Origin of the sequence: Flavobacterium alkalisoli (assembly GCF_008000935.1) — a bacterium.
In the GTDB taxonomy this organism is placed as follows: Bacteria; Bacteroidota; Bacteroidia; order Flavobacteriales; family Flavobacteriaceae; genus Flavobacterium; species Flavobacterium alkalisoli.
In genome coordinates this window covers 2,728,131-2,740,562 of the sequence record NZ_CP042831.1, presented here as the reverse complement: position 1 = coordinate 2,740,562, position 12,432 = coordinate 2,728,131, and the positions used below count along the sequence as shown (strand labels likewise).

At 38.4% G+C, this 12,432-nt stretch carries 8 protein-coding genes; 6 read left to right on the top strand and 2 right to left on the bottom strand.

Going from position 1 to position 12,432, the window contains the following annotated elements; genetic code table 11:
• Nucleotides 1-39: 39 nt before the first annotated feature.
• From FUA48_RS12495 to pheT, 5 genes are all read left to right on the top strand, one after another.
• Nucleotides 40-456, top strand: a complete 417-nt coding sequence (locus FUA48_RS12495; protein ID WP_147583839.1) for a hypothetical protein — start codon at nt 40-42, stop codon at nt 454-456.
• A 57-nt stretch (nt 457-513) separates the two neighbouring features.
• A complete protein-coding gene (locus FUA48_RS12490; protein WP_147583838.1) occupies nt 514-894 on the top strand; it encodes a hypothetical protein in 381 nt (126 codons plus the stop codon).
• A 46-nt stretch (nt 895-940) separates the two neighbouring features.
• Nucleotides 941-2,554 carry a S8 family serine peptidase gene (locus FUA48_RS12485; protein ID WP_147583837.1) on the top strand — a complete coding sequence of 538 codons (1,614 nt, stop codon included), beginning with the start codon at nt 941-943 and terminating at the stop codon, nt 2,552-2,554.
• A 161-nt stretch (nt 2,555-2,715) separates the two neighbouring features.
• Nucleotides 2,716-2,907: a hypothetical protein gene (locus tag FUA48_RS12480; protein ID WP_147583836.1), complete on the top strand. Its 192-nt coding sequence runs from the start codon at nt 2,716-2,718 to the stop codon at nt 2,905-2,907.
• 206 nt (nt 2,908-3,113) lie between these two features.
• Nucleotides 3,114-5,540, top strand: coding sequence for a phenylalanine--tRNA ligase subunit beta (gene pheT / locus FUA48_RS12475; protein WP_147583835.1), 2,427 nt, complete (start codon nt 3,114-3,116; stop codon nt 5,538-5,540).
• A 120-nt stretch (nt 5,541-5,660) separates the two neighbouring features.
• Here the strand turns inward: pheT and FUA48_RS12470 are convergent, their stop codons facing one another.
• The gene (locus FUA48_RS12470) at nt 5,661-6,941 is read right to left on the bottom strand and encodes a tetratricopeptide repeat protein (protein WP_147583834.1); all 1,281 of its coding nucleotides are present in this window, start codon (nt 6,939-6,941) and stop codon (nt 5,661-5,663) included.
• A gap of 19 nt (nt 6,942-6,960) precedes the next feature.
• Complete coding sequence (gene gyrA, locus FUA48_RS12465) at nt 6,961-9,486, bottom strand: DNA gyrase subunit A (RefSeq protein WP_147583833.1); 2,526 nt, start codon at nt 9,484-9,486, stop codon at nt 6,961-6,963.
• A 256-nt stretch (nt 9,487-9,742) separates the two neighbouring features.
• Between gyrA and FUA48_RS12460 the strand changes: the two genes are divergently transcribed.
• The gene (locus FUA48_RS12460; protein ID WP_147583832.1) at nt 9,743-12,295 is read left to right on the top strand and encodes an ATP-dependent Clp protease ATP-binding subunit; all 2,553 of its coding nucleotides are present in this window, start codon (nt 9,743-9,745) and stop codon (nt 12,293-12,295) included.
• Nucleotides 12,296-12,432: the final 137 nt, after the last annotated feature.

The window sequence follows — 12,432 nt, the reverse complement described above, 5'->3', positions numbered from 1 at the left end:
AATTGCATATACAGAAACAACAACCAAACTATTACCAACATGAAAAACACCTTCCGTAAAACTGTATTACTACTTACAGTTTGTGCTATTGCACAGTTTGCCCACTCTCAAACAACATTAACTCAAAAATTAGAAAACAAAGAGTTTAGTAACCTGTTAGGCTCAATAGACAGTTACACCAGTTATCCCGTTAAATTGGGGTCACTATCTACCATTATTAATTATAACGAATCAGGAAGTGCAAATATGCCGGAAACCGATGAGGCTTCTCAAAACCTTATCATTACGGTTTGTGCTGACGGAGCACCTACAGATTGTAATTCCTTTATTTTTAAAGACAAATACAATCTTAAAGTTACCAGAGTTACAGAAGATGATAAACTATATCACGTATATGTAGAGTATGGCCCGGCAAAGAAACGCACTAAAGAAGAATTGTTAATAGCAAAACCATAATATGAATAAGCCTTCCTGAATCGGAGGGCTTTTTTTATTAAATAAACACCATTCACTATGAAAACAATCGCCGTTTATATTTTCATTAGCCTGTTTTGTTGTCTGCCAAAAAGTAATCAGTGTAACCTGATAACCGATATTATTAAGCATAAGGAGGTTCAGCATTTTTTACATCCGGAAGCAAAAGGGCGTGATACTCTTTATATTCAGAAAACAGAAATTTGCAGGGAGTACAATCAAAAGATAAACGGTATACATGTTATTGCAGTAAACAGAAAAGAATGGCAAACCAAACCTAACAGGCTTGAGTTAAGCCTGGTTAAGGAAAACGGACAACTTACGAGAATCAATATGCACTATCCTCCGAAAGGTGCAGTATTTATCGCTTATCTTGACGAACTTGGAAATTTGGAAAACATAAATGCTTTTGAGAAATAACACTAAAATTAATTTAATATTTTTACGAAAATAATTAAACACACCTATGAAAAAACTATTACTTTCATGCGCTTTCTTATTATATTTTACAATTAATGCGCAGACCCCAAAAACTAATCGTATTACCATTAAGCTTAAAAGCAGTGTAGAAAATATTAACTTAAACAATAATTCTACAGGTATTGTACAAATAGACAGCATAGCAAAAAATTATAATGCGACCGGGATTACAAAATTAAGATCGGGTAAAAAATCTAAATCCCAACTCTTTGTAATTTCATTCCCCAACGACACTAATATTGAAAATTTGGTAAAGGCTTACGGTCAGCTTCAAACAGTTGAATATGCAGAGCCTGACTATATAGGCCAAGGTGGTGGTAAAAAGTTTAACATGACACCTAACGACCAATTCTATTTTAGGCAATGGGGCTTACATAACGATGGTAGCTTTAACCTGTCGCCTTCGATATCAGGAGCTGATATAGATATGGAGGCAGCCTGGGATATTGAACAGGGAAGCAGCGAAATAATTGTTGCGGTAATGGACAGTGGGCTAAATTTAGAACATCCTGAATTTGAGGGACGACTTTGGTCTAACGAAGCTGAGACAGTCAATTTTGAGGATAATATTGATAATGACAATAATGGCTATATAAACGATTTTTTTGGTTGGGATTTTGTTTCGAATGTACCTTTTCCTTTTGACGATCATGGCCACGGCACAAATGTAACAGGCATTATAGCTGCAAACGGTAATAATTTATCAGGATATTCCGGGGTAGACCTTAACTGTAAGATAATGACGCTGAAAGGGCTTAATGCTAATAACAACGGAAATTATTCATGGTGGTATGATGCTATTATTTATGCTGCAGATAACGGAGCAAGGGTTATTAATCTTTCTGTTGGCGGTAATCAGTATTCACAGGTACTTGAAGAAGCTGTTCAATATGCACTTAATAATAATGTGGTGGTTGTAGCCTGCATGATGAATTTTAACACCTCAATACCTTTTTATCCTGCCAATTTTGAAGGGGTTATTGCTGTTGGATCAACAAATCCTAATGACAGCAGAACACAACCTTTCTTTTGGGATTCAAATAGCGGCAGTAATTATGGGGATCATATATCTGTAGTTGCTCCGGGTAATTTTATTTATGGCCTTTCGCATACTTCAAATACAGAATACGGGATATATTGGGGAGGCACATCTCAGGCAACACCATATGTATCCGGGTTAGCTGCATTGCTTTTGGCTCAGGACCCAGGCAGAACACCAGCCCAAATTAAGTCTATAATAGAAAATACCGCCGAAGATCAGGTAGGAAGCACATTGGAAGACATACCCGGGTTTGATATTTATTACGGACATGGCAGAATTAATGCTTTCCAGGCTTTATCATACAGTTTAGATAATCCTGAGTTTAACAAAAATAAAAACACTCTAATAGTATACCCTAATCCTTCTAAAGGGAGCTTTAATATTCAGACTGAAAGTTATCCGTGCACAGCAAAAGTTTATAACACATTAGGACAAAAGATACTTGAGCAGGAAATTACAACTATAAATACAACTATAAACATTACCAGTCCGGGAACTTATATAGTCTCTGTAAAAAGTAAAGATGGTAGTACTGCCAAAAAAATAATCATAGAGTAACTACTTTATAATTACTTTTTAATTATCAAGATAATTATTGTTAAAAATTTGATACTAAGCATATAACATTTAAAAAATAAACATACATTTGCTTAACCCCAAATGCCGACACTGTTAATTTTCTGGCTAAAAAGAATTAAAACAACAGTAAACGCAACATTATGAAACGCACCTTACAGCAATTTGCTGCCCCTATTTCAGCAATGCTATTGTTGATGGTAGTTACTGCCTGCAGTAATATTACCCACAACAAAACTGATGATGGTAATCAGGAGAATTTCAAACAGGAAAAAAAACTGTCTGAAGCACCTGATATGAACAATGAGCTAATGCCGGCTAAACCTAAAGTATAGCGGTGTATTTTCATGCAATCGACCCAATAAATTTTTCATACAATCAAAGCCTGCTAAAATAAGCAGGCTTTGATTTTTTAAGAAATATAAATTTTAAGAAAATTTTAGTGTGATTATTTTCACTTTTTTAATGCTAAACAAGGGTTTATATTCCACTGTTTTCAATCACAATTATTATCTTTGCATGCTTTAAAACAAAAAATGCAATGCGTATATCCTACAATTGGTTAAAACAATTCATTAAATTAGACTGGAACTCAGAAGAAACAGCCGACCTGCTTACAGACCTTGGCCTTGAAGTAGAAGGAGTTGATAAGTTTGAGTCGCTTAAAGGCGGACTTGAAGGTGTAGTGGTAGGCCATGTGCTTTCATGCATACAACACCCTAATGCCGATAAGCTTAAAGTTACAACGGTAGACCTTGGTGACGGTAATCCTCCCGTACAGATTGTTTGCGGAGCACCTAACGTAGCAGCCGGACAAAAAGTTCCTGTGGCAACCATAGGTACTACCCTGTATGATGCCGAAGGAAACGGTTTCCAGATCAAGAAAGGAAAAATACGCGGAGAAGAAAGCCACGGTATGATTTGTGCCGAAGATGAACTTGGTCTTGGCCAGGGCCACGAAGGTATCCTGATATTAGGCGAAGATCTAAAACCGGGCACTCCGGCTTCTAAAATTTTTAATATTGAAACCGATGAGGTTTTTGAAATAGGGCTTACGCCAAACCGTGCCGACGCCATGAGTCACTGGGGCGTTGCCCGCGACCTTCGTGCAGGCATGACTCAGCGCAATGTAAACACAGAGCTTATTACACCTTCTGTAAGCAATTTCAGGATTGATAAGCGTACACTTAAAATCGACGTAAAAGTTGATGACAATAAACTGGCACCACGCTACTGTGGTGTAACCATATCCGGAATTACGGTACAACCTTCTCCTGCATGGTTACAAAACAGGCTTATGGCAATAGGTATTACACCTAAAAACAATGTGGTAGACGTTACTAATTACGTTTTGCATGAGCTAGGGCAGCCGTTACACGCTTTTGATGCCACTAAAATAAGAGGTAACAAAATTGTTGTAAAAACTGCCGAAGCAGGAACTAAATTTATTACACTGGATGATGTTGAGCGCACATTACATGAGGACGACCTAATGATTTGTGACGAAAACGGACCTATGTGTATTGCAGGTGTACTGGGAGGTAAAAAATCAGGAGTTAGTGAAAATACCTCTTCTATATTCTTAGAGAGTGCTTACTTTAACCCTGTATCAATAAGAAAAACAGCTAAACGCCACGGTATAAGCACCGATGCTTCTTTCCGTTTTGAAAGAGGCATAGATCCTACCATAACAGAATATGCTCTTAAAAGGGCTGCCCTGCTTATACAGGAAACAGGTGGTGGCGAAATAACATCTGATGTTATAGACATTTACCCTAAAAAGATTGAAGACCACCAGGTTTTCGTAAACTTTAAAAATGTTGAAAGGGTAATTGGTCAGGAAATAAGCAAAGAAACCATCAAAAAAATACTGGTTTCACTTGATATAAAAATCAACAGCATGTCTGATGTTGGTGTTGGTCTTGTAATACCTTCATACAGAGTAGACGTTGAAAGAGAAATAGATGTTATAGAAGAGATTTTAAGGGTTTACGGATACAACAATGTAAACTTCTCTCAAAAGCTTAACGCTTCTATGTCTAACTCGGCACGTACAGAAGATTATAAGCTGCAAAACATTACAGCAAACCAACTGGTAGCTGTAGGCTTTAACGAAATGATGGCTAACTCGCTTACAACACCTGAATATGTTAAGCTTAGCGAAAACCTTAAGGAAGAGTTCAATGTGCTTATGCTTAATCCGCTAAGCAGTGACCTTTCTGCAATGAGGCAGTCATTACTTTTCAGCGCACTTGAAGCAGTATCATTCAACATAAACAGAAAGAGAAGCGATCTTAAATTATTTGAGTTTGGTAAATCGTACCATAAGCTTCCTTCAGGGTATGATGAGAACAAACACCTAACCTTAACCGTTACCGGAGACCGTACTGCAGAAAGCTGGACACAGCAACAAAAACCTTCAGACTTCTTTATGTTTAAAGGTTATGTAGACATGGTTTTATCGAGACTTGGGATAAACAAAGCTCAGACACAACCTGTTACAAATGACGTGTTCTCAGAAGGCTTAGCTTATACTTTAGGAAATGAAGTTTTAGTAGAGATGGGAAGCGTTAAAAAACTGGTTTTAAAGCATTTTGATATAAAACAAGAAGTATTCTTTGCCGACTTTAACTGGGCTGCAATTATCAAGGTAGTATCTGCTAAAATCAAGTTTACAGAAATATCCAAGTTCCCGGAAGTTAGAAGAGACCTTGCCCTGCTTGTTGACAGCGATGTAACCTTTAAGGACATTTATGCCATAGCAAGACAAACAGAAAAATCTTTACTAAAAGACATTAACCTGTTTGACGTATATGAAGGCAAAAACCTTCCGGAAGGTAAAAAGTCGTATGCTGTAAGCTTTACTATTCAGGACAGCACCAAGACCCTTAAAGACGACCAGATCGATAAGTTAATGACAAAAATAAGACAGAACCTGGAAACACAAACAGGTGCCCAGTTACGATAACAGTCTTAAGCAATAAATATAAAGCCTCCTTTTCGGAGGCTTTATTATTAGCTTATGGTATAAAAAAAATCCCCTCGTAAAACACGAGGGGATTTTTATTTCAAAGCTCTTTTAAGCTATTTATTTCTTTTTAAGGGCATTTGCCTCATCCATCATATCAAGACCTGTATAAAGGCTGGCTAAAAGCGCTTTAAACTGTTCTTTGTTCTCAGGATTAGTTTCCATATCATAAGCTTTCTTTACATAAGACAAAGACTCCTTATAGATAGCATCCCTTTTTTCTTTAAGCAGGTCGTAACGAGCCATATCTTTTTTAGAAGTACCAAGGCCGTTCATCTCACTAACAATAGCATCTTCACCATCAAGAAGCAATACACCTATGTTATAATAAGCAGCTGCATATTTAGGATCTATTTCAATAGCTTTTTGGTAGTACTGTTTAGCCTCTTCTTTCTGGCCTGCCTGAGCAGAAGTCACACCAAGATTAAAGTAAAGGTTAGGATCTTTAGAACCTAAGTTTAAGATATCCTTTATTACTCTTTGGTAGTTCTCCATATCACCAGATTCAAAATAGATTTGAGACTCTGCAGAAAGAAGGCCTATATCATTCGGGTTTTGCTTTTTAGCTTTTGCAATAGCCTGCATAGCTTTATCCTTATCCCCTTTCTGGATATAAAGAAGCGCTATGTTTTTAATGATATCACCTCTTACAGAAGGATCTTTATGAACACCCGGGTTTGTATAACTAGCCGTTTGAATGTAAAGATCTCTTGTTTTTTTATCATTAAAGTATTGCACTTCACCTTCAGGGCTTGTAGCAGTATAGCTTAATCTTTTATTAGTGAAACCTAAACGGTCAAGCTCTTCAAAATATTTAAGAGATGCATCATAGTCTTTAGCATTAATTGCATAAGCTGCAGCGTTGTAAAGATTAATAGTATCCTTTTTATTAAGCTCATAAGCCATTTCATATAAAGGTACAGCTGCTTTGTAGTTTTGGTTAGCACCTAGCTCTTTAGCAATAGCTAACATACCTTTACTTACTTCCGGATAGATTTCCTCAGTAATCTCTTTTGTATATTCACGCTTAGTGGTTTTCTCAAGCTCAAGCACTTTGTTAAAATCAGCAATCGCAGCTTTAATTCCGTTCTGGTCCATTTTTGCGATAGCCATTACTAAGTCATAATTACCTTTGTAATAGTAAAAGTCTGCTTTTTGCTTATCATCAGCATTAGCCATTAGAGGTTCTGCCTGATCAATAAGCTGCTTTAATTTCTGCAGGTCTTCTGCAGTAGGCTGCTCCTTATTTACAATTTTTTTCATTTGCTTAAGCTCATCCTTTTGAGCATAAGCGCCTATAGAAATTAATAAAGATGCAGCAATTGCATATTTAGCTTTCATTGTATTCGGTTTTTAAAGTTTATTCCTGGTTTTGATTTTCGTTTGCAGTTGTGTCATCGGTTGTTTCTGCCGATACATCTTCTGCATCAATAACATCTTCGCCTTCCTCCTCACGCATAACTTTTGCAACGGCAGCGATAGAGTCATTTCCTTTAATATTAATAAGTCGTACACCTTGTGTAGCACGCCCCATAACCCTTAGGTCTGAAACCTGCATTCTTATCGTTAAGCCCGACTTGTTGATAATCATAAGGTCATCAGCATCGGTTACGTTATTAATCGCAACAAGCTTACCGGTCTTATCTGTAATATTAAGGGTTTTAACACCTTTACCACCACGGTTTGTTATCCTGTAATCTTCAAGGCTTGAACGCTTACCGTATCCTTTTTCAGACACAACAAGAATCTCACTGTTCATATCATTTACAGAAATCATGCCGATTACCTCATCGTTGTCATCCTGAAGCGTTATACCACGAACTCCTGATGCACTACGACCCATCGGACGTGTTTTACCTTCTTCAAAACGAACAAGTTTACCAGATTTAACTGCAAGGAGCACCTGGCTTTCGCCTGTAGTTAATTTTGCTTCTAATAGTTCGTCGTCTTCACGAATGGTAATTGCATTAATACCGTTTAATCTCGGACGTGAGTACTGCTCCAGTAATGTCTTTTTAACCACACCTTTTTTAGTAGCCATAATTACATAGTGGTTATTGATGTACTCTTCGTTCTTAAGGTCAAGTGTGCAGATAAATGCTTTAACCTTGTCATCGTTCTCAATATTGATAAGGTTTTGTATAGCACGCCCTTTACTTGTTTTATTACCTTCAGGAATTTCATAAACCCTCATCCAGAAACATTTTCCTTTTTGGGTAAAGAACAGCATGTACTGGTGGTTAGTAGCAACAAACAGGTGCTCCAGGAAGTCCTGATCACGTGTTGCCGAACCTTTTTGCCCTACTCCTCCCCTGTTTTGGGTTTTGTATTCTGATAGTGGTGTACGTTTAATGTAACCTGCATGAGAAATGGTAATAACCACATTCTCATCGGCAATAAGGTCTTCTATACTTACATCGCCACCAGAGTATTCTATTTGAGAACGGCGCTCATCGCCATATTTATCTCTAATTTCAACCAGCTCCTCTTTAATAAGCTGCATTCTTAGCTCTTTGCTTTCTAATAAGGCTTTCAATTCAGCAATTAACTTCATGATATCCTCATATTCTGCTCTCAGTTTATCCTGCTCCAGTCCTGTAAGCTGCCTTAAACGCATCTCTACAATCGCCTTAGCCTGAATTTCGCTAAGATTAAACCTTTCCATTAATTTAGCACGAGCCTCTTCTCCGTCTTTAGATCCACGGATAAGTGCGATTACCTCATCAATATTATCAGAAGCAATAATAAGACCTTCTAATATGTGTGCACGCTCTTCAGCTTTGCGAAGTTCATATTGAGTTCTCCTTACTACCACATCGTGGCGGTGCTCCACAAAGTAATGAATAAGCTCCTTAAGGTTTAATGTATGAGGTCTTCCGTTAACAAGCGCAATGTTGTTTACACTGAAAGAAGACTGTAATTGTGTATACTTATATAGAGTGTTTAGCACCACATTTGGCACAGCCTCTCTTTTAAGGATATATACAATACGCATACCTTTCCTGTCCGACTCGTCACGGATGTTGGAAATACCCTCAATTTTCTTTTCGTTAACAAGATCGGCAGTCTTTTTAATCATCTCTGCCTTATTAACCTGATAAGGAATCTCTGTAACAACAATACACTCCTTACCGTCTATTTCTTCAAAGTTTGCCTTAGCTCTCATTACAACCCTTCCACGGCCTGTTTTAAAAGCTTCACGCACGCCCTCATAACCGTAAATAACACCTCCCGTAGGGAAATCAGGTGCTTTTACATAGTTCATAAGTTCGTCTATCTCAATATCATTATTGTCTATATACGCCAGGGTACCATCTATCACCTCTGTAAGGTTGTGCGGAGGCATATTTGTAGCCATACCTACTGCAATACCCGATGCACCGTTAACAAGTAAGTTAGGTACACGTGTAGGCATTACGGTTGGTTCCTGTAATGTATCGTCAAAGTTTAACTGAAAGTCTACTGTCTCTTTGTCAAGGTCAGCCATAATATCTTCCGATATTTTTCTCATCCTTGCCTCGGTATAACGCATCGCTGCCGGACTGTCACCGTCTATTGACCCGAAGTTACCCTGCCCGTCTACTAAAAGATATCTTAAACTCCAGTCCTGGGCCATACGCACCATGGCGTCGTAAACAGATGTATCTCCGTGAGGGTGGTATTTACCAAGAACCTCACCTACAATCCTTGCCGATTTTTTATAAGCTCTATTTGAAAGTACCCCAAGTTCATACATTCCGTAAAGTACTCTTCGATGTACGGGTTTCAAGCCATCTCTAACATCCGGAAGCGCCCTCGATACAATTACCGACATTGAATAGTCAATGTATGCCGATTTCATTTGGTCTTCGATGTTAATAGGAATTAACTTTTCTCCTTCAGACATAAATAGTTAAATTAAAAATTATTTTTATTTCAAAACGTGCCAATATACGCATTTTTGACGGGACTCTCCAGTTAAAAATCAATTAATTTCCACCATTTATTAACATTATTAACTCGGTAAACGGTTAATAAACTAATGTTATATTATTTCCTTTTCTGCCATTTTTTTTGTCAATTAGCATGACAGACCGTTACTAGGTACGGTTTTTGTAAAATCTTATTTAAATAGTTAAATTTACAGTATCAATTACATTATTATGGATGATAATTTTTCACCAAGGGTCAAAGACGTAATTACTTACAGTAAAGAGGAAGCTTTACGCCTGGGCCACGACTTTATTGGTACAGAACATTTGATGTTGGGGATTTTGAGGGACGGAAACGGCAAAGCAATTTCTATACTTAATAATATATCTGTTGATTTAGATCATTTAAGAAGAAAAGTAGAAATATTAAGCCCTGCCAACCCAAACGCAGAGCGCGGGAACGACAAGAAAAACCTGCACTTAACGCGCCAGGCAGAACGTGCCCTTAGAACAACATTTCTGGAAGCCAAGGTTTTCCAAAGTACCTCTATAAGTACGGCACACTTACTGTTGTGTATTTTACGCAACGAAAACGACCCTACTACAAAGTTGCTTAATAAGCTAAAAATCGATTACGAAACAGTTAAAGAACAATTTATCAACATGACATCAAGCGAAGAAGATTATATGGAAAACCAGCCAAGGGCTGAGTCTTACAACGATGATGCAGGACAGGATGACAGTATGCGCGAAAGCACCTTTAATAACCCTAACCCACAGGGTGGCAAAGCCAACAAAAAATCTAAAACCCCGGTATTAGACAACTTTGGCCGTGACCTTACCGAGCTTGCCGAAGAAGGCAAACTTGACCCTGTTGTTGGACGTGAAAAAGAGATTGAACGTGTGTCGCAAATACTTAGCCGCAGAAAGAAAAACAATCCACTGCTAATTGGTGAACCCGGTGTGGGTAAATCGGCCATTGCAGAAGGTTTGGCCCTGCGCATCATACAGAAAAAAGTATCACGCATACTTTTCAACAAACGTGTGGTAACATTAGATCTTGCCAGCTTAGTGGCAGGTACTAAATACCGCGGCCAGTTTGAAGAGCGTATGAAAGCCGTGATGAACGAACTGGAAAAGAATGACGACATCATTCTGTTTATCGACGAGATACACACCATTGTAGGTGCAGGTGGCGCTACAGGTTCGCTGGATGCCAGCAACATGTTTAAGCCTGCCCTTGCAAGAGGCGAAATACAATGCATCGGTGCTACTACCCTTGATGAGTACAGGCAATACATTGAAAAAGACGGAGCGCTAGAAAGACGTTTCCAGAAAGTAATGGTAGAGCCTACATCGGTAGAAGAAACAATTACCATACTTAACAACATTAAAGGTAAGTATGAAGAGCACCACAATGTTAACTATACACCAGAGGCTATTGAGGCTTGTGTTAAGCTAACTAACCGCTATATGAGCGAGCGTTTCCTTCCGGACAAGGCTATTGATGCGCTTGACGAGGCCGGTTCAAGGGTACACATTACCAATATAGATGTACCTAAACAGATACTGGATCTTGAAAGACAGCTGGAAGAAGTACGTGAGCTTAAAAACTCGGTAGTTAAGAAACAGAAATATGAAGAGGCCGCTAAGCTTCGTGACGATGAAAAACGCATTGAAAAAGACCTTGCCATCGCTCAGGAGCAGTGGGAAGAAGACGCTAAAAACAATCGCGTTACCGTTACAGAAGACAATGTGGCAGATGTTGTATCTATGATGACAGGTATTCCCGTAAACCGTATTGCGCAAACCGAGAGCAACAAACTGGCTCACCTGCCTGAACTGATCAGAAGCAAAGTTATAGGTCAGGATGATGCTGTTGCCAAGATTGCAAAATCGATACAACGTAACCGTGCCGGACTTAAAGACCCTAACAAACCGATAGGTTCGTTTATATTCCTTGGGCAAACAGGTGTTGGTAAAACACAGCTGGCTAAGGTACTGGCTAAAGAACTGTTTGACTCTGAAGATGCGCTTGTACGTATCGACATGAGTGAGTACATGGAAAAATTTGCCATATCAAGACTTGTAGGTGCGCCTCCGGGATATGTGGGTTATGAAGAAGGCGGACAGCTTACTGAAAAAGTACGCAGAAAACCTTACTGTGTAGTACTTCTTGATGAGATTGAAAAAGCTCACCCGGATGTATTCAATATGCTTTTACAGGTACTGGATGATGGTTACCTTACAGACAGCCTTGGCAGGAAAATAGACTTTAGGAACACTATTATAATAATGACATCTAACGTTGGTGCAAGACAAATTAAAGACTTCGGCCAGGGTGTTGGTTTTGGTACTGCTGCTAAAAAAGCACAGGCAGACGAGCATACAAAAGGTGTTATTGAAAGTGCCCTTAAAAAGACGTTTGCTCCTGAGTTTATCAACAGGATAGATGATATTATCGTGTTTAACCCACTTGAAAAAGAGGACATCGATAAGATCATAGAAATCGAGCTTGCTAAACTTTACGCAAGGATTAAAGATCTTGGATATAACATCACGCTGAGTGAAAAAGCTAAAAACTTTATCGCTGATAAAGGATTTGATAAGCAGTATGGTGCCAGGCCACTTAAAAGGGCTATCCAGAAATATGTTGAAGATACCCTTGCAGAAGAGATTATCACTTCTAAAATAGGTGCCGGAGACGAAATCTTTATGGATCTTGACAGTAATGAACAGGAACTTGAAGTAACTATTAAAAAAGCGGAGAATCCGGCTAGTTAATGGTTTAGAATATATATTTAGAAAATCCCCGACACATTGCCGGGGATTTTTTGTTTTTAGTCTTTGTCATTTCGATATGCAGTGAAACGGAATGAGAAATCTCTTTTATGTGTTTTTACAATTATAAAAATCCTTAT

Bases quoted from the DNA above. Each gene is read 5' to 3' on its own strand.
- FUA48_RS12495 (WP_147583839.1), top strand. From the start codon at position 40: ATGAAAAACACCTTCCGTAAAACTGTATTACTACTTACAGTTTGTGCT.
- FUA48_RS12490 (WP_147583838.1), top strand. From the start codon at position 514: ATGAAAACAATCGCCGTTTATATTTTCATTAGCCTGTTTTGTTGTCTG.
- FUA48_RS12485 (WP_147583837.1), top strand. From the start codon at position 941: ATGAAAAAACTATTACTTTCATGCGCTTTCTTATTATATTTTACAATT.
- FUA48_RS12480 (WP_147583836.1), top strand. From the start codon at position 2,716: ATGAAACGCACCTTACAGCAATTTGCTGCCCCTATTTCAGCAATGCTA.
- pheT (WP_147583835.1), top strand. From the start codon at position 3,114: ATGCGTATATCCTACAATTGGTTAAAACAATTCATTAAATTAGACTGG.
- FUA48_RS12470 (WP_147583834.1), bottom strand. From the start codon at position 6,941: ATGAAAGCTAAATATGCAATTGCTGCATCTTTATTAATTTCTATAGGC.
- gyrA (WP_147583833.1), bottom strand. From the start codon at position 9,486: ATGTCTGAAGGAGAAAAGTTAATTCCTATTAACATCGAAGACCAAATG.
- FUA48_RS12460 (WP_147583832.1), top strand. From the start codon at position 9,743: ATGGATGATAATTTTTCACCAAGGGTCAAAGACGTAATTACTTACAGT.